The organism is Bacillus sp. FJAT-29790, from assembly GCF_019039215.1.
In the GTDB taxonomy this organism is placed as follows: Bacteria; Bacillota; Bacilli; order Bacillales; family Cytobacillaceae; genus Cytobacillus.
Genome location: NZ_JAHNZZ010000001.1, coordinates 1,169,843 through 1,187,897 on the forward strand (window position 1 = coordinate 1,169,843; position 18,055 = coordinate 1,187,897).

The following is an 18,055-nucleotide window of genomic DNA, read 5'->3' on the forward strand; positions in this document are numbered from 1 at the left end:
GAAGGAAAAAGGAGCGATTTCATTGAACGCTGAACAAATTTGGGTTGATAAATTAACTTTCATTGGTCGATTATTTACTGTGGGCAGTTCGATATTCTTTTTTATTGGAGCGATAATTGCAGCAATCGTTGCGTTTCCAGCCTTCAAGAGGGCAGTTTGCTTAGAATGATAGTCGCATCACAAATTAGTTTGAAGAATTCGTTTGAAATCTTCCCTAATGTCGAAGACTAGATTCGACATTAGCCATTTAAATAATTTCTCTCCATTGAGTGGTGACTCTAACCTCCTATAGCTACTTATTCCAGCCGCCATATTCATACCTTATACCACTAAGCCAAAGGCAATAGTTTTGTGGGATAAAGGTTTTTGATTGGCGGCTTTTTTATTTATGCTTCTTTTAAAACCACTATACTCTCTGTCGGAAAGATGCCTAGATTTTCAATCTAAATGACCTTTGGCAAACTTTTTAATCTCAGTTGCTTTTGCATGAATGCCTGATTATTGGTGATAATACAACTAATAAGAATACCTGACAAAGGATGATATTGTGATTTATATATATAATGATTATGGCGGCACACATACCACATCCCTAGCAGCAGCCTATCATTTACAGAAACTCCCTACTGATCGTAAGCTGACGAAAGAAGAAATTTTGAATGTTGATTATTTCAATAAATTAGATCGATCAGATACGTGCAGATTTATTTTTCATGGGATCGATGAGGACGGAAACCGCGTTTATTCAATTGGCCGCAGATCGTCCAAGCTTGTCGTTCCTGCATTAAAAAACTTAAGCTTATTATATCAAGAACAATTTCATATTGATGAAAAAATCATTTATTCAAATACATCCCCAACCGTTCCATTTGCGATGACGATGGGGGGATTTTTTTCAAGAGGGTTAAAGATTGATTTCATTGGGGTGCCATTATTAGTGATAGGTGCTAAACAGGCCTGTAAAAATATTTTTCAGCTTGTCGAATACACAAAACAAATCGGGAAAACAGCCAATTCAAAAGTGACCGTCTTAGAAAATAAAGATTTTCAGGCGTAATAATCAAATGAAAACAGACGAACGTTTAAAGTCTGTTTTTTTATTATTTCAAAAAGTCTGTTTTCGTAAAGTTTGTTGTTTTTAAAATGTGATTTTAATAAAATAATCTGAGTTGATTGGAGCGGAGGGCACTTGACTCCTGCGGGAAATAGAGGGAACGAGAGACCCCACAGGCGGTAACGCCGAGGAGGCTCCCGGCCCTCCGCGCGGAAAGCAAGTGCCCGCAGCGGAAATCAACGGGCAAATTTTGAAGGCTAAAAACAACCATATATAAGAAAAGAGCTTTTTAAAAAACTGTACATTTGCTATTTCTTAGAAAAACCATCAAAATTAATAGGAAAATGAATTCGCAATAGAGGAGATTGAACATGTTAAAAAACAAAATGCAGGAATACATTTCAAATGCAATAACAAAGCACGATGCTGAAATATTAACACTTGAAACATTTAAAGAGGAAATCGAGTATGTTGAAAAACATCAATTGATTGGAACTGAACTTAACGAGAAAATTACTCTGATAGAGAAAAATCCTGTTTCCCGCTTCTCAGATATTTATATTGAGCGATCTGATAAAGAATCAGAAGAACTGCTTGCAGAAGAAAATGCCAATTTTTTAGAACAACCCATTGACTATCTGAAAAAACACAAAAACGAATTTATTTACCTTGAATCTGATTGGTTTGAGATGATCGGTGCAGATTCCGTTTCTTTAGAGGTCGATGATGTGTTCGGTACATACGAAGTTATGCTAGGCTTAAAGCTCAAAAAGAAATATGAAGGGGCATTGAAAGCACAGCTAAAAAGTGAATTAAAAGAAGGAGCCAAATTTAGTTTACTCTTTAGCCAAGCTGACGGTTTATGGGATTTTAATTTTGCTTTGGATTATGTAGAGGGGTTTAATGAAGAATTGACGATTGGTGAAACATGCAGTTTATTTTATTCTTTTCTTTTTAAGCTAGTTGAAACTGTCGAAGAAGAAAAAGAATGATTGTCTAATTTATAGAAGGCTGTTTTCTAAATGATTGTTGTTTTTAAATAGGTATTGTATGTAGTTGATTGGAGCGGATGGTGCGAGATCCTCGAAAATGCTATCGCATTTTCTTCGTGCGATGATAATTCAAGGAAGCTTATTCAATGTCCTGCGGGAGTAGCGGGACAGGTGTGACCCCGCAGGCGGGAACGCCGAGGAGGCTCACCGCCCCGCGGAAAGCGAGCTCCTGGAGCGGAAATCAACTAGACCTCATCTCTGTTAAATAGAAACAAAGTTTAAGAAAACAAGCTTATTGAAAAACAGACTTTCAAAAGAAGGTCTGTTTTTTACGTAGATTAATGAGCAATGATATTATGCTCTTTTTTTTCCAATCAAAAGCGCGACTTGCGCCATCGTAAAAGGCAAAGAGGACTTTTTTCGGAAAGCGAGATATTTAGGTTCCCATACATCTGCATATTTTTCTTTGAATTTTCTGAGGCCTTGAAAATGGTAAACAAATTGGCCATGTAAATAAATTTGTGAAGCGATTTTTTCACTTAAAAAAGAAAACTTTGAAAGGCCTACATTGGATAGGGGAGCCATTCCTAAATTAAAGTGTTGATAGCCTTTTTCTTTTGCCCATTCAAATAACGACAGAAAAATAAAATCCATTGTACCGGATGGTGAACCAGGCCTGAACCGCATTAAGTCCACGGAAATTGTTTGGTTGTCATCATAAACCGGCATGAGATTTGCAAAACCGATAATTCGGCTATCATTTGACTTCATAATGGCAATCTCATTCTTATTGAGATAACCTACATCGAAGTAGCCAAGTGAAAAGCCTTTTTCACTTCTCCCTTGGAGCCAGTCATCTGATACTTCATTAAGCTCCTTCATCAATTCGTTACTAAATGGCGGTGCCACAATTTCAAAAATAAAATTCTCGCGCTCAAACTTATTTTTGACTGCTCGAGCCCCCTTCATTTTTTTGCCAGTAAGCGAAAAGCTTTCTAAATTCACAAAACCTTCCTCACCAAACTTAAAAAAATCATAACCATTTCCATGAAGAGTAGGAAGCATTCCATTGCTAACCTCATAATAAACAGGCGTAAACCCATGAAGATCTGAAATTTGCTGAAATTCCTCTATGGCAGATAAAAAATCAGCTTTCTCACCGATCGGATCCCCAAGAACGACTAGCTTGTCTGCATATTTTTGAAAAGAGAATAGGACGTTTTTCTTGTTATTCCAGAAAATATATTTATCATGCAGAAAAATTAAATGAGTTAAGACGTTTCCATTGTATTTGTTTATATGTTCGACTATGTTATCCTCATGGCTAAACGATTTTGTCATCACCCATTTTCTAGGCTTCTTAATCAAATATCCGATAGCGAGAACAAGCAAAGCGATGATCAGACCGATTAAAGCACTATAAAACAAATCTCGATAATCCGTTATAACGTACGGCATCAACTTTTTCGGGATGATAATTTTTGCGGATGGCAAGTTTACATATCCGATTAACAGATACATGGAAGTAATGAAGATGATCACCATTACATCAATAATCGTTTTACCCCATGTTAAAACATAGCTTTCGCGATAAAATCGAGTCTTGGATATTCTCAGTAGAAGAGCTACGATCAGCAGAAAGCTAGCCTCCTCATAGTCCAATCCTTTAAATAGTGAAAATAATGCGGCAAGGGCCAATACTACAAAGGTTAGATTATAGGCTCGTTTTACTTTATATTCAATCCCTCTAGATAATCCAAGCAAGATAAATCCAGTCGCAACGGAAAGCTGGTGTGAGATATTCATAATCGGTAAGGATAATAGCTCCTCAGCGATTGTTAACCTCTGTGTGATTCCGGGTACAGCTGCCGACAGAAGCAGGATCAGACCTGAAAGAAATACCATGATCGTTAAAAGCACATGGCTCGCACGCTGAATAAGCGCATTCGGCAGATTATCCCATGATTGATTCCATTTATCCCAATATTCTTTTAAAAATAAAACAACTCCGAAAAAAAACGGAATAAAAAAATAGCCAATTCGATATAAAATCAAAAGTGCAATGATCTTCTCATCCTGGATGCCTAATTCATGCGTCCCCCAAATGAATACCAGATCAAATGAGCCAAGCCCTCCAGGGATCATACTGACAATTCCAGCACATGAAGCAACAATAAAAACAGGAAATAAGTCATCGAACCGAATCGGTATTTTCATCACTAGGGCCAAGAGCCAGACAGCTAGGAATACAGCTGTCCACTCAAGAAAAGAAACAAAAATAAGCTGAAGCCTAGTCCGCAAGTCTACGGAATGTTCAGTTTTTCTTTTCAAAGTATATGATATGAGAATTATAGGTAGATATGAAGCGACCACTATCACGGCAAGGTAAAGCCACTTGGTAGTTAATAAAAGTGAAATCTCTCTGTAACCCGCAAGTAATATCCACGAAAGTAATGATATGCCTGTTAAATAATATAGTGAAACGAACGCAATTGTTTTCAACAGTTTGCGCTTGTCCACTTCATATGCTCGATAAAAGTATGTTCTTAGCATTGCACCGACTAGCCCGCCAAAACCAATTAAATTTGAAAAGGAATTAACTATTAGTGAATACTTTACTAATTTTTTTGTTGGCATTTCAATCTTTAATAATCTTACTATCACTACATCATAAAAAAGCATGGGAATGAGCGCAGCAAATGTACTCAATAGGACGATTACCAGGATTGCAAGATGGATTTGGCTTACTTCATGCCAAATTAATCCAATATCTAAGCCCCCAGCAAACTTTTGAATTTCGATTGCTGCAAGGATTAATAACATGACTGGAAATGCAAGCTTTAAGAATAGATATATTTTTTCCTTTTTAAAAATTTGCATATTCATCTCCATTTTCTTTTTCAATAAATGTAATATTTCAAGTCATGTTTACGCCTCTTTTGACTTAAGATGACTTCTCCAGAAAATAAAAACAATTACACCCAGTCCAATAATTAAACCTAGAATGATACTGTATTTTGAAAAATAAAACTCTACCTTCCCCCAATTTTTTCCCAGTACTTTTCCTAAAGTAATAAATGAAAAACCCCATAACGCAGCTCCTGCGTAGGCAAAAGCCGCAAATTTTCTAAATGGAAATGAATTTATTCCTGCAAGATACGCCGTAACATGTCGTACACCAGGGATAAAATATCCGATAAAAAGCAGAAAGGGTCCAAACTTCTCAAACATTTTTCTTGTCTTATCAATTTTTTCTGCAGTTAAATTTATTTTAGGACCAAATTTTAACAGGATGGGCAAACCTAATTTTTTCCCTAATAAGAAGCTAAGAGAGATTCCCCCAACTGCACCTATAAACGCACTAAGTAAGGAGGGTATGTAGTGCATGATTCCTTGGGAAACATTATATCCGACATACGTTAGAAGGATCTCATCCGGAATGGGCAATCCAACGATCCCGCCAACTAAAGCGATCACAATCCCTATATAGCCAAAATGTTCTAATAAATAATGGATGTGCTGCATTTTCTCGGGGAAACCCACCTTCTATTTTTTATTATTATTCTCCCTCACTTGATCGATATTATAAAAATTCAGGAATTTTCTCGAAAAGTATGTTAAAATTCCCTATACATTATGCTCGTTCATGATGAATATTATGTGCTAAAAAAATCAGATATTCGCTTTTTGAATGAAAAAGGGAGAGTCGGAAGTGAAATGATACTTATGAGAATGATGAAATGGATCATGATAGCAACTGTATTAACTTTTGTTCTTAATTTAGGCAATAGCGCCATTGCATCCAACGGAAATAATGATGAAGAAAGCATTAACGAAAAATTTGGTATGCCAATCATTGTGTACGGAGCCGCATTGTCTCCTGCCCAGAAAGAGGAAGTCCGGAAGTTATTAGGAGTAAAGGACACAAGCAAGGTAAAGGAAATTACCGTGAGCGGTGAAGATCTTGTTACCTACATAAAAGGGGACCGGAATGCTAATATGTATTCGTCCGCAAAAATCACGCGAAAAGAAAGCGGCGAAGGACTTGTCATCAATCAGGTGACTCCTGAAAATATTACCGAAGTGACAGATGAAATGTATGCGAATGCTCTACTGACAGCGGGAATCCAGGATGCAGTCGTCGATGTTGCTTCACCAGTAAAAGTAAGCGGCCATTCCGCTTTAGTTGGAATTTATAAGGCTTATGATGAGGGAAATGGCGCAGAACTAAATAAGGAGCATACGGAAGTAGCGAATGAAGAGCTTAGTCTGGCAACGAATCTTGCGAAGAAGGAAGGACTAGATCCAGATAAAGTCACAGAGCTGCTAACAGAAATCAAAAAAGAAATTGCTTCACAAAAGCCCGTTACAAAAGAGGAAATCGAACAAATTATTAATGAGAAATTAAATACACTTGAAATTCAATTAAGCCCGCAAGATCGGCAGTTGCTCATTGACTTATTTGAAAAAATGCGCAGTCTTAACATCAATTTTGACAATGTTCAATCCCAGCTTGAAACGATTTCGAAAGACATTAAACAGCGTATTGAAGAAGCTGTTGGCGACAAAGGATTTTTACAAGCAATCTCTGATTTTTTTAAAAATCTAGTCGACAGCATCAAAGCTATTTTTTCATAAGTGTTGGCTGAACTAAAAAAATAAATTGGCTTCAGGAAAAACGCTGTTAATATAACTGATTAACAGCGTTTCTTTGTTATGGATTCTCTTGAGTTCAATCCTTTCGCGTTAACTTTATTCAGTAGAAGTCTCCACTTTTATAAGTGGCGTGATGAATGCAATTAAGTATCCAATTCAGTAGGGTTCAAACCACGGCTGAATAAAGTTAAGCCTCCGCGGATGCCTCAGATTATTATCGAGCAAGCTCGATAATAATCTGGGCGCAAATACGCCAAAGCGAATTTGATTATTACATTTTAATTATTTTTATATTTTAATAAAGCTTTTTTACTAGAAACGTTTATAATATTTAGATAGGAGATAATATGACCTGGTCATTAAAATGAATTTTTCAAAAAGCAGTATTTTTTATTATCCTCCAAAATGGCTTCTCTTCTTCTTTTCAATTGGTCGTGTATCCTGCACGTAAATCCTGGATAGAGTGAAATTTCCATTTTGATTTTTACTGCTTGTTTGTCTAGGATAAATAAAATTGTCAGGGTGATTAAATGAAATGTATAGGCATTATCGGTGTAGGGGCTTATCTGCCGGATAATATTGTAACTAATCGTGATATGGAAAATAGGGTTGATACAAATGATGAATGGATTCGAACTAGAACAGGGATTGAGGAACGCAGAATTGCCAGCGATCAAATGGATACGTCTGATATGGCTATTATTGCCGCGAAAAAAGCCCTTTTAGACGCATCTTTGGATGCTTCAGATATCGATTTAATTTTGGTTGCAACAGCGACCCCTGATACCGCTTTTCCGTCTGTTGCCTGCATGGTGCAAGAAGCCCTTGAAGTGAATAATATACCTGCTATGGATGTAAGTGCTGCTTGCTCAGGATTTGTCTATGCTTTAATAACTGCCCATCAATTTATTGCAGCCAATACATATAAAAATGTGTTAATTATTGGCAGTGAGAAATTCTCGAAAATTATTGATTGGTCAGACAGAAATACTTGTGTGTTATTTGGCGATGGAGCCGGGGCAGTAATCCTTGGGGAAGTCTCTAAAGAAAAAGGGATCCTGTCATTTGAATTAGGTGCTGACGGTACGGGTGGTAAACATTTAGCTGTTGATAAAAAAACGAATTTTGTAGGCATGAATGGCAGGGAAGTATTTAAATTTGCTACCCGTCAGATGCCTGAATCTTGCTTGAATGTGATAGAGAAAGCGGGTCTTAAAAAAGAAGATGTTAATTTTCTAATCCCACATCAAGCAAATGTGCGAATTATTGATGCAGCAAGAGAAAGACTAGGACTTGAAAAAGATAAAGTTTCTACTACTGTTATCAAACATGGAAATACATCGGCAGCCTCTATCCCTTTAGCCTTGTTTACTGAAATACAGAACGGAAGGATCAATGATGGGGATGTCATCGTCATGGTTGGTTTTGGTGGTGGATTAACATGGGGTTCTGCCTGTTTAAGATGGGGTAAATAAATTTGAAGGGGAATATAAAATGAAGAAACGGGTAGTTATTACAGGCATTGGAGCAATCACACCTATAGGAAATGATGCCTTTACAACATGGGAAAATATTAAAAATGGTGTGTCAGGCATTGCGCCAATCACAAAGTTTGATGTTGAGAAATTTAACGTTCGGGTTGCAGGGGAAGTCAAAGACTTCGTACCAGAAGAATTTATGGATGGCAAAGAAGCAAAAAGAATGGGGCGTTTCACGCAGTTTGCTGTTGCTGCGAGCAAGATGGCTATTCATGATGCGGGGGTTCAAATCGGCCAGAATATTAACCCAGAGCGTGTCGGCGTTTGGATTGGCTCAGGTATTGGCGGATTAGATGAATTCGAAGTCCAGCATAAGCGATTTTTAGATAAAGGCCCAAGACGTGTCAATCCATTTATTATCCCTATGCTGATCCCAGATATGGCTTCTGGGCGTGTGTCGATTGAATTGGGGGCAAAAGGAATAAATAATTGCTCGGTTACAGCATGCGCATCTGGAGCAAATTCAATCGGAGATGCATATCGTGTCATTCAAAATGGCGAAGCTGAAATGATGATTGCTGGGGGAACGGAAGCAGCGATCACGGAGATGACGATTGCAGGATTCTCAAACATGACTGCACTTTCTACGAATCCAGATCCGGAAACAGCAAGCCGCCCATTTAGTAAGGATCGCGATGGATTTGTTATCGCCGAAGGTGCAGGAATTATTATTTTAGAAGAGTTAGAACATGCGTTAGCACGCGGCGCGAAAATTTATGGGGAAATGGCAGGTTATGGCGCTACAGGTGATGCTTACCATATTACGACGCCAGCCCCAAATGGAGAAGGCGGTCAGCGGGCAATGAAACTAGCTTTAAACGATGCTGATATCGCTCCTGAACAAATTGATTACATCAATGCACATGGGACAAGCACCTATTATAATGATTTATACGAAACAATAGCAATCAAAGAAGTTTTCGGTGATCATGCCTATAAATTAGCTGTTAGCTCAACGAAATCTATGACTGGACATTTATTGGGCGCAGCTGGTGCAATTGAAGCCATTTTTTCTCTCTTATCAATCAAGGATGGGATCATCCCGCCAACCATTCATTATGAAACACCAGATGAAGAGTTAGACTTAGATTATGTTCCAAATAAAGCAAAAAATGCTAGCTTAAATATAGTCTTATCCAATTCATTAGGATTTGGCGGACATAATGTGTCATTAATATTCAGGAACTATTGAATAAAAAAAGCTTGTAGGCATCGTCAGTATTTGGGCGATTCTACGAGCTTTTTTCTATAATAGGATGCTCCATAATAGTGATAGTTGAAAACGTGACAATAAATAAAAGTAGAATTCACTACTAATAACTGAATTTTGTTTTCAAACCATGACATTTATCATGGTTTGTACATGACACGTATGACTTATCATTCTTTCTTCATTCTTTTACTATTAGAATTAATAGAATAATTAGAGGAAGGGTCCAATTAATATGACTAAACAAAAGCAAAATAATTTAAGAAAACAAATGGCTCCATATGAAAAATCAAATACAAAAGCGAGCATTATGCAGATCATTAATACGATAGTGCCTTTTATATTGTTATGGTTTCTAGCATATAAAAGTATATCTGTTTCATATTTATTAACGTTAGCACTCGCTGTAGTAGCAGCAGGATTTTTGGTGCGAATATTCATCATTTTTCATGACTGCTGTCACCATTCCTTCTTTAAAAATCGCCTTGCGAATAAAATTATCGGAACGATCACCGGTGTAATAACTGTTTTTCCGTACAGCCAATGGCAGCACGACCATTCCGTCCATCATGCAACAAGCAGCAATTTAGATAAGCGGGGTACGGGGGATATTTGGATGCTTACGGTTGATGAATATATGGCTGCGTCATTTTGGAAGCGTTTAGCCTATCGCCTTTATCGGAATCCACTTGTTATGTTTGGACTTGGACCTATCTATGTTTTTCTTATTCAAAATCGATTTAATCGAAAAAATGCCCGCAAGAATGAACGGATGAATACGTATTTGACGAATATTTCGATTGTTGCTTTATACGCATTGCTCTGCTGGGCAATTGGCTGGGAAGCATTTTTATTAGTACAAGGCCCAATCTTTTTAATATCAGGCGCCGCAGGTATTTGGTTGTTTTACGTACAGCATACATTTGAGGATTCATATTTCGAAGAAGATGAAAACTGGGAGTACGTGAAAGCAGCGGTCGAAGGAAGTTCGTTCTACAAGCTGCCGAAACCGCTGCAATGGATAACTGGGAATATCGGTTACCACCATGTTCACCATTTAAGTCCAAGAGTGCCAAATTATAAGCTTGAAGAAGCGCATAATAATACACAACCATTGCAAAACGTACCAACTGTTACTTTATCCACAAGCTTAACTTCTTTGCAATTCCGACTTTGGGATGATGAAAATAAAAAGTTTATCGGATTTAGGGAAGTTACAGATTATATGCAAAGCAGAAAAAATAGCGAGTTAGCGTCTAAGTGAAATCGGAACGTTTGAGATGAATTTATAATGGAAGTATATTTTTGTTATTGAAAATTGAGAACGGCTGAAGAGATCAAAGAAAAATATTCTTCCGGACAAAGTGAAACCTCCAAATGTGGGGGTTTTACTGTATGGTAAAGTAGGATAGAATAGCATGTGAGTCCCATTTCAACAAGTAAGGCGCTGTTAAACAAGATTGTTGGTACCGCACGGGTTCGATTTAACTTCAAAAGTTTACGTTTTGCATACGCAAAAAGGTACTCGATTGGATTGTCGCCATGCGATAAATCAACTTTATTCATTAATAAAGCCAATATTAAAAGAGGTTCTATCATGTTTAAAAGGTATTTACCATTTCTAAAGAGCTCAGGTATTTCTCCATATATTTGGAGCGTTTTTAGCATATTGCCATTTTATTTTATTTTCCAAACCTCCTCCACGATAGAAATCATTGTTGGTTTTACCCTGACTATTTTGTTTTTTATTTCGTATCGATTTGCTTTTATGTCAAAAAAATGGCCCATTTATTTATGGACATGTATCTTAATCGGTATATCCACAGCAATGGCGATCCACTTCCAATTTGTTTATTTTGCTTTTTATATTGCCTATTACAATGGCAATATAAAGAACCGCGTGACTTTCCTGACGTTATATATTATTCACTTAGTCTGTACGACCATTTCGATTAATTATAACTTTGTTCTTAAAGATGAATTATTTTTACGGCAACTGCCATTTATCATTATTATTTGGATTAGCGTCATCCTTCTGCCCTTCAATATTTTCAATAAGAAAAAGCAGGAGCAGCTTGAAGAACAACTGGAAGATGCCAATAAGAAAATTGCAGATCTCGTTAAACAGGAGGAGCGCCAACGGATTGCCCGCGACCTTCATGATACACTAGGACAGAAGCTCTCGCTCATCGGATTAAAAAGCGATTTAGCAAGAAAATTAGTTTACAAAGATCCTGAGCAAGCGCGAAGTGAAATGAAAGATGTTCAACAAACGGCGAGAACTGCCTTGAATGAAGTCCGGAAAATGGTATCGCAAATGCGTGGAATTCGATTGAAAGAAGAAATGATTCGGATTAAACAAATCCTAAAGGCAGCCCAAATTACCTTTGTTCATGAAAAGGAAGTAAAGCTAATAAATGTGTCCATTTTTCTTGAAAATATTCTTAGTATGTGTATGAAAGAAGCAGTAACCAATGTTGTAAAACATAGCAAAGCGACAATATGCGAAATCACCATTGAGCAAACACCAAATGAAATATGCATTATCGTTTCCGACAATGGAAAAGGCATTGTCGAAGATTATGATCTTTCAAAAGGGCATGGTTTACTAGGAATAAGAGAACGTCTTGAATTTGTTAACGGAAGCCTTGAAATTGTTGCAAATAAAGGGACGATGATCACGATGAAAGTACCAAGTGTCGTAAAGCAGACAGATAAGGAGGAGCTTAAATGATTCGAATTGTCATTGCTGAAGACCAGCGGATGATGTTAGGAGCATTAGGTTCACTACTCAATTTGGAAGAAGACATGGAAGTTGTTGGAAAGGCAAGCAATGGTGAAGAAGCTATTGCGCTTGTGAATAAATATCAACCCGATATTTGTATCATGGATATTGAAATGCCGGAGAAAAGCGGTCTTGAGGCTGCTGAGGAGATAAAAGAGCTAGAATGCAAAGTGATTATTTTAACTACCTTTGCTCGTTCTGGTTATTTTCAAAGGGCTCTAAAGGCAGGAGTCAGAGGCTATTTATTGAAAGATAGTCCAAGTGAAGATCTTGCAAATTCCATCCGCATGGTAATGGGCGGAAGGCGCATTTATGCTCCCGAACTAATGGATGATGTCTACAGTGAAGAAAACCCTCTAACCGAAAGGGAGAAAGCAGTCCTGGAACTCGTTGCAGACGGAAAAAACACAAAAGAAATCGCCGATCAACTTAGCATCAAAACCGGTACCGTCCGAAACTATATTTCACAAATACTAGATAAACTTGAAGTGAAAAACCGAATCGAAGCGATTACCCAGTCAAAGGAAAAAGGCTGGTTTAAATAAGAAATATATTAGGGGAGAGATTCTATTTTCATAGGATCTCTTTTGTTTTGGGTGTTTTTTAAATCAACTAGATCTCTTTTTGGTTAAATAGTAACAAACTTTACGAAAACAGCCTTTGTTTTATACAATTTTCGCCTCAAAATCGAAGCAGCAATCACAAGGAAACAAAATTTTTTGATTAATTTGTAAAAATCACTCGACAAAAGCCTATTAATTGTCGGATAATTATTATTATAATTACTAGTTAAAAATGAAATACCAGTATTTCTAGTAAAAAGGTTGCGTAAAGCATATTAGAGAGGTTCATTTTGTGATCAACTCTTTATGATAAGCAACAGAGCTCAAGTGAGCTGCATTAATAATAGACAGGGAGAAGTAAGATGACAGACTATCAAATTGAAATTAACCTAAGTACAACAAGAAAACAAAAACCTGCATTTGATCAGCTTCAGTTTGGAAGGAATTTTACAGATCATATGTTTATTGCGGATTACACGGAAGAAAAAGGCTGGCATGATCCACGAATTGTACCATATCAGCCGATCACCTTAGAGCCTTCCGCTATGATCTTCCATTATGGACAAACGGTATTTGAAGGACTTAAGGCTTATCTGACAAAAGATGAGCAGGTATTACTGTTTAGACCTGAGAAAAATATGGAGAGGTTAAATCGTTCGACCGCACGCCTATGCATGCCGCAGATGGATGAAGAGTTCGCATTAAATGCGTTAAAAAAATTGCTAATCGTTGATAGAGAGTGGGTTCCTACTGTTGAAGGGACATCCTTATATATCCGCCCATTTATGATTTCAACAGAGCCATATTTAGGTGTCGCACCTTCACATAGTTATCAATTTATCATAATACTTTCTCCGGTGGGTGCTTATTATAAAGAAGGCATTAATCCAGTGAAAATTGCAGTAGAGCAAGAATTTGTAAGAGCCGTAGCAGGCGGAACAGGGAATGCAAAAACAGCCGGGAACTATGCTGGCAGCTTAAAAGCACAAGAAGAAGCAAGTCTTGCTGGTTATTCCCAAGTTTTATGGCTGGACGGGAAAGAAAAGAAGTATATTGAAGAAGTTGGAAGTATGAACGTCTTCTTTAAAATCAATGGAGAAGTCGTCACTCCGATTCTAAATGGAAGTATTTTAGAAGGAGTAACAAGGGATTCAATCATTCAACTATTAAAACATTGGAATATCCCTATCGTAGAACGTCAAATTTCTATGGAAGAAATTCAACAAGCCCATAAAGATGGATTATTGGAAGAAGCGTTTGGTACAGGAACAGCAGCCGTCATTTCACCAATCGGCGAGTTTTTCTGGCAAAATGAAAAGCTTATCGTCAACAATGGGGAAACAGGCGAGTTATCCAAAAAATTATACGATACATTGACTGGCATTCAAAATGGGACGATAGCTGATCCATTTGGCTGGACGATGAAAGTCGAGTAATATCATAGAATTTAACTGATCGACATAAACGCAATCTTCAATTGCTTTAGCAACACGATTCTTGCTCTGTTATATAATAATCTAAATATTACACCATTTCCCTTGCTTAAATAAATATACATGTTATGATATGAATTAAATGGTTGTTAACACTAGGGGTGTCTTTTTTTTAAGACTGAGATTGAGCGGACGTTCAAAACCCTTTGAACCTGAACTAGTTCATTCTGGCGTAGGGAAGTGGATAATGGTTGAAAGAATGTCGTTTATGTCAACCCCCACTCTAATGTCAGCTGAGTGGGGGTTTTTTGATAACTTTATATGATCTGCTAGGGGCGCCTTTATGGCTGAGAAGTAACCCTTTGAACCTGATCTAGTTTGAACTAGCGTAGGGAAGTAGTTTTGATGATTGACAAGAATCAGTAAATCATTCAACCGCTTTCCAAATCTGGAAAGCGGTTTTTCTGTTTGCTGAGATTTAGAATCAGTTATTTTCTGTGTGAATAACTAATTGGACCTACGCAGAATTTGCCTTAGACGAACCATATCCATTTCCGTGAAAGAGATTGAACGACATTTACATACTGTGCTTTAAAGTAGATGCGCATGAGTGTTTGTTTTTTATAAGTACAAGGCAAATTTCCTTAATTATTGTAATACTGAAATACCAATATATAAAACTGGAAAATACTTTCGTTTTTTCCATTGAGGAGGAATTAGGGTGGAAACCGTAAAAACAAAGAAATTCACAGACAGATTATTTGAAAACGTGCAGCCAATTTGGGAGAAAAATCACAATCATCCATTCGTTCAGGAGATAGGAAAAGGAATATTAGAAGAAGAAAAGTTCATTTACTACATGAAGCAAGATTACGCATATTTAATCGATTATTCTAAGCTTTTTGCGGTGGGGGTATTAAAGGCGCAAGACTTAGAGACGATGGGGAAATTTGCTCAAATTCTGCATGAAACGTTGCATTTTGAAATGGAATTACACCGTCAGTTTGCATCGGAATTTGGCATTTCAAGAGAGGAGCTAGAGGCCACAAAACCTACCCCAGTCAATCTAGCATATACCAGATATATGTTAAATGTCGCACAAAATGGGAGTTTAGCTGAAGTAGTCGCGTGTTTACTCCCATGTGCTTGGGATTATTGGGAAATTGGAAAACTATTAAGAAAGCAATATGGGGATCAGATAGAAACTAATCGGTATGCAAAATGGATTGAAACTTATGATTCCGAAACATTTGGTGATGGTGCTAAATGGTTAATTCAGCTGATGGACAAGCTTGCAGAAGGGAAACCGGAGCGTGAGCTTGCTGTATTAGAAGAGCATTTTCAGATGACATCCAAATATGAATATTTATTTTGGGATATGAACTATCGCAAACAAGACTGGCCGATCTAACGAATAGTTCTTATACAGGGGCAAACATGGGTTACGGGCTATTGAAAATATTAATTAGAAATAAGGCGGTAGGAGGAATCATTCATGAAAACAGCACTTACAATCGCGGGCTCTGATTCCGGGGGCGGTGCAGGAATTCAAGCTGATTTAAAAGCATTTGCAGCTCATGGTGTCTATGGTATGTCTGTTATTACAGCAGTGACAGCGCAAAACACGCTCGAAGTTCGTTCCGTGCAAAATATGGAACAGCCGATCATAAAGGATCAAATGGAAGCTGTCTTTGATGATATTCGCGTTGATGCAGTAAAAATTGGGATGCTTTCATCCGCTGCCACAGTAGATGTTGTTGCCCAATCTCTAGAGAAATACAAACCTGCCCTTATCGTTTTAGATCCTGTGATGGTGTCAAAAGGGGGACATTATTTATTACAGGAAGAGGCGATTTCAGCATTGAAAGATAAAATGATCCCGCTATCGACGATCATAACACCCAATATTCCAGAAGCAGAAGTATTGATAAAGAGACCCATTCATACTGATGAGGATATGAAGGATGCATGTCTTGTGATCAACTCCCTTGGGGCAAAGACGGTTCTCTTAAAAGGTGGTCATTTAAGCGGTGAGCCAAATGATTTATTTTACGATGGGGCAAATTTCCATTGGTTAAATGGAAAAAGAATTCATACAAATAATACCCATGGAACGGGCTGTACGCTTTCATCCGCGATTACGGCAAATCTAGCAAAAGGCGCTTCCCTAATCGAAGCCATTCAGATTGCAAAAAAATATATTGAGATAGCGATTGCGCATAGTCTCGATCTCGGCAATGGGCATGGGCCAACAAATCATTTTTACGAACTCTATAAAAAAGCAAATCTTATACCTTTACTAAGTAAATAGTAATCGATATGGAGGATAAATCGTATGAATATAACTGCCATTAAGGATTTATTTTCAAAAATAAGAGACCAGCATCCACTTGTTCACCACCTTACTAATACTGTGACGATTAATGATTGCGCAAATGCAACACTTGCAATAGGTGGTTCACCTGTGATGGCAACGAGTTTGGATGAGGTTGAGGACATGGTAAACCTTGCAGATGCACTTGTTATTAATTTTGGCACAATTGATAATCTTACGTACGAAGCTATGGTAATTGCTGGCCAAGCTGCAAATAAGAAAGGAATACCTGTTGTTTTCGATCCTGTTGGTGTTGGAGCTACTCGTTTTCGATCAGAAAGGGCGAACGACTTTTTAAAGAATGTAAACGTCTCAATCGTACGTGGAAACGCAACCGAAGTGTATGCGCTAATTGGTGGTAAGGCACAAACAAGAGGGGTGGATGCAGGGGAACTTTCTTTGTCTAAAGAAGAACTAGCCCTAAAGGCTTCCCAGCAGCTACAAGCGATCACGGTCATTAGTGGAGAGCATGACGCTATATCGAATGGAGAAAAGTGTATCCAAATTGCTAATGGCGATATTTGGTTGACGCGAGTCACCGGAACTGGCTGTATGACCGCTTCCTTAATCGCTTGTTTTGCAGGGTTAACAGATGACCTGTTTTCAGCTGCAATTGCAGGAATGTCTGTCATGAGTTTATCCGGGGAACGTGCTAAAAAAGCGTTACATGAAAACGATGGAATTGGTACGTTTCGAATAAAACTAATGGATGAAATCTTTCAGATGGATGAGCATATTTGGGAAAAAGGAGTACGTTTCGTATGAATTACAAGCTATATTTAGTCACAGAAGAATCTGTTCCTATAGAGGAGCTTCTCAGAATTATAGAAGAGGCTATAAAGGGCGGGGTGACGCTCGTTCAACTACGTGAAAAAAAGACTACAGGAAGCAGCTTTTTAAAAAAAGCGAAAAGTGTCAAAGAATTGCTTACACGCTACGATGTCCCGCTTATCATAAACGATCGCGTCGATGTCGCCTTAGCAGTTAATGCCGCTGGTGTACACGTCGGTCAAAGTGATCTCCCTTTATCAGCTGTTAGGATAATTGTACCGGACTCAATGATCGTTGGAATTTCAGTATCAACAGTAGAAGAAGCGAAAGAGGCGGAGGAGAATGGTGCTGATTATATTGGTGTCGGTGCCGCTTTTCCAACTCAATCAAAAAGTGATGCAGAAGTCCTTCCTAAAGGAATGCTAGAAACAATTGCTAATGCCGTTTCCATCCCCGCAGTAGCAATTGGTGGGATCAACCTTAGAAACATAGAAACAATTCGAAATATAAACCTTGCCGGCGTTGCGATTGTTTCAGGGATTATGAAAGCTGAAAATCCCTTTGAAGCGGCAGTCGCATTTCGGAAGGCTTGGGACTAGATTGTAATGGAGTAAAACCCCTTTATAGGGGTTTTGCTTTTCTTTTTGAGAATTTTTACGAAAATGATTTGAAATTGTAA

16 protein-coding genes and 2 riboswitches are annotated in these 18,055 nt (G+C 37.8%); of the genes, 14 read left to right on the plus strand and 2 right to left on the minus strand.

The window, feature by feature from the left end; translation table 11 throughout:
• The first annotated feature begins 22 nt into the window (after positions 1-22).
• The 3 genes from BGM26_RS05480 (at position 23) to BGM26_RS05490 (ending at position 2,046) form a co-directional block, all read left to right on the plus strand.
• Positions 23-169 (plus strand): hypothetical protein, encoded by a 147-nt coding sequence (locus tag BGM26_RS05480; RefSeq protein ID WP_217038705.1) that lies wholly within the window; start codon positions 23-25, stop codon positions 167-169.
• Between the two features lie 378 nt (positions 170-547).
• Entirely contained in the window at positions 548-1,057 is a 510-nt protein-coding gene (locus BGM26_RS05485) for a DUF3189 family protein (RefSeq protein WP_217038706.1), read from the plus strand.
• 368 nt (positions 1,058-1,425) lie between these two features.
• On the plus strand, positions 1,426-2,046 hold the full coding sequence (locus BGM26_RS05490) for a branched-chain amino acid aminotransferase (protein ID WP_217038707.1): 621 nt from the start codon (positions 1,426-1,428) through the stop codon (positions 2,044-2,046).
• 354 nt (positions 2,047-2,400) lie between these two features.
• Here the strand turns inward: BGM26_RS05490 and mprF are convergent, their stop codons facing one another.
• Both mprF and BGM26_RS05500 read right to left on the minus strand, forming a co-directional pair.
• Complete coding sequence (gene mprF / locus BGM26_RS05495) at positions 2,401-4,926, minus strand: bifunctional lysylphosphatidylglycerol flippase/synthetase MprF (RefSeq protein ID WP_217038708.1); 2,526 nt, start codon at positions 4,924-4,926, stop codon at positions 2,401-2,403.
• Positions 4,927-4,974: 48 nt separating this feature from the next.
• The gene (locus BGM26_RS05500) at positions 4,975-5,571 is read right to left on the minus strand and encodes a DedA family protein (RefSeq protein ID WP_217038709.1); all 597 of its coding nucleotides are present in this window, start codon (positions 5,569-5,571) and stop codon (positions 4,975-4,977) included.
• A gap of 207 nt (positions 5,572-5,778) precedes the next feature.
• Between BGM26_RS05500 and BGM26_RS05505 the strand changes: the two genes are divergently transcribed.
• The 11 genes from BGM26_RS05505 (at position 5,779) to thiE (ending at position 17,975) form a co-directional block, all read left to right on the plus strand.
• Positions 5,779-6,684 carry a DUF1002 domain-containing protein gene (locus BGM26_RS05505; protein ID WP_217040660.1) on the plus strand — a complete coding sequence of 302 codons (906 nt, stop codon included), beginning with the start codon at positions 5,779-5,781 and terminating at the stop codon, positions 6,682-6,684.
• 548 nt (positions 6,685-7,232) lie between these two features.
• Positions 7,233-8,177, plus strand: coding sequence for a beta-ketoacyl-ACP synthase III (locus BGM26_RS05510; protein WP_217038710.1), 945 nt, complete (start codon positions 7,233-7,235; stop codon positions 8,175-8,177).
• Between the two features lie 19 nt (positions 8,178-8,196).
• Entirely contained in the window at positions 8,197-9,432 is a 1,236-nt protein-coding gene (gene fabF / locus BGM26_RS05515) for a beta-ketoacyl-ACP synthase II (RefSeq protein WP_217038711.1), read from the plus strand.
• A gap of 253 nt (positions 9,433-9,685) precedes the next feature.
• Complete coding sequence (gene desA, locus BGM26_RS05520; RefSeq protein ID WP_217038712.1) at positions 9,686-10,714, plus strand: Delta(5) desaturase DesA; 1,029 nt, start codon at positions 9,686-9,688, stop codon at positions 10,712-10,714.
• Positions 10,715-11,047: 333 nt separating this feature from the next.
• Positions 11,048-12,184 carry a sensor histidine kinase gene (locus BGM26_RS05525; protein ID WP_217038713.1) on the plus strand — a complete coding sequence of 379 codons (1,137 nt, stop codon included), beginning with the start codon at positions 11,048-11,050 and terminating at the stop codon, positions 12,182-12,184.
• Positions 12,181-12,780, plus strand: a complete 600-nt coding sequence (locus BGM26_RS05530) for a response regulator transcription factor (protein WP_217038714.1) — start codon at positions 12,181-12,183, stop codon at positions 12,778-12,780. The genes BGM26_RS05525 and BGM26_RS05530 overlap by 4 nt, the downstream gene beginning before the upstream one ends.
• Positions 12,781-13,160: 380 nt before the next feature.
• Positions 13,161-14,234 (plus strand): branched-chain amino acid aminotransferase, encoded by a 1,074-nt coding sequence (locus BGM26_RS05535; RefSeq protein WP_217038715.1) that lies wholly within the window; start codon positions 13,161-13,163, stop codon positions 14,232-14,234.
• Positions 14,235-14,378: 144 nt separating this feature from the next.
• Positions 14,379-14,487, plus strand: a riboswitch (TPP riboswitch).
• Between the two features lie 65 nt (positions 14,488-14,552).
• Positions 14,553-14,643, plus strand: a riboswitch (TPP riboswitch).
• A 309-nt stretch (positions 14,644-14,952) separates the two neighbouring features.
• A complete protein-coding gene (tenA, locus tag BGM26_RS05540; RefSeq protein WP_217038716.1) occupies positions 14,953-15,642 on the plus strand; it encodes a thiaminase II in 690 nt (229 codons plus the stop codon).
• 84 nt (positions 15,643-15,726) lie between these two features.
• A complete protein-coding gene (thiD, locus tag BGM26_RS05545) occupies positions 15,727-16,542 on the plus strand; it encodes a bifunctional hydroxymethylpyrimidine kinase/phosphomethylpyrimidine kinase (protein WP_217038717.1) in 816 nt (271 codons plus the stop codon).
• A 24-nt stretch (positions 16,543-16,566) separates the two neighbouring features.
• The gene (thiM, locus tag BGM26_RS05550; protein ID WP_217038718.1) at positions 16,567-17,370 is read left to right on the plus strand and encodes a hydroxyethylthiazole kinase; all 804 of its coding nucleotides are present in this window, start codon (positions 16,567-16,569) and stop codon (positions 17,368-17,370) included.
• Complete coding sequence (gene thiE / locus BGM26_RS05555) at positions 17,367-17,975, plus strand: thiamine phosphate synthase (RefSeq protein ID WP_217038719.1); 609 nt, start codon at positions 17,367-17,369, stop codon at positions 17,973-17,975. The genes thiM and thiE overlap by 4 nt, the downstream gene beginning before the upstream one ends.
• Positions 17,976-18,055 lie beyond the last annotated feature (80 nt).

Coding starts and splice junctions, on each gene's coding strand:
- BGM26_RS05490 (WP_217038707.1), top strand. CDS start 1,426: ATGTTAAAAAACAAAATGCAGGAATACATTTCAAATGCAATAACAAAG.
- mprF (WP_217038708.1), bottom strand. CDS start 4,926: ATGCAAATTTTTAAAAAGGAAAAAATATATCTATTCTTAAAGCTTGCA.
- BGM26_RS05500 (WP_217038709.1), bottom strand. CDS start 5,571: ATGCAGCACATCCATTATTTATTAGAACATTTTGGCTATATAGGGATT.
- BGM26_RS05505 (WP_217040660.1), top strand. CDS start 5,779: ATGATGAAATGGATCATGATAGCAACTGTATTAACTTTTGTTCTTAAT.
- BGM26_RS05510 (WP_217038710.1), top strand. CDS start 7,233: ATGAAATGTATAGGCATTATCGGTGTAGGGGCTTATCTGCCGGATAAT.
- fabF (WP_217038711.1), top strand. CDS start 8,197: ATGAAGAAACGGGTAGTTATTACAGGCATTGGAGCAATCACACCTATA.
- desA (WP_217038712.1), top strand. CDS start 9,686: ATGACTAAACAAAAGCAAAATAATTTAAGAAAACAAATGGCTCCATAT.
- BGM26_RS05525 (WP_217038713.1), top strand. CDS start 11,048: ATGTTTAAAAGGTATTTACCATTTCTAAAGAGCTCAGGTATTTCTCCA.
- BGM26_RS05530 (WP_217038714.1), top strand. CDS start 12,181: ATGATTCGAATTGTCATTGCTGAAGACCAGCGGATGATGTTAGGAGCA.
- BGM26_RS05535 (WP_217038715.1), top strand. CDS start 13,161: ATGACAGACTATCAAATTGAAATTAACCTAAGTACAACAAGAAAACAA.
- thiD (WP_217038717.1), top strand. CDS start 15,727: ATGAAAACAGCACTTACAATCGCGGGCTCTGATTCCGGGGGCGGTGCA.
- thiM (WP_217038718.1), top strand. CDS start 16,567: ATGAATATAACTGCCATTAAGGATTTATTTTCAAAAATAAGAGACCAG.
- thiE (WP_217038719.1), top strand. CDS start 17,367: ATGAATTACAAGCTATATTTAGTCACAGAAGAATCTGTTCCTATAGAG.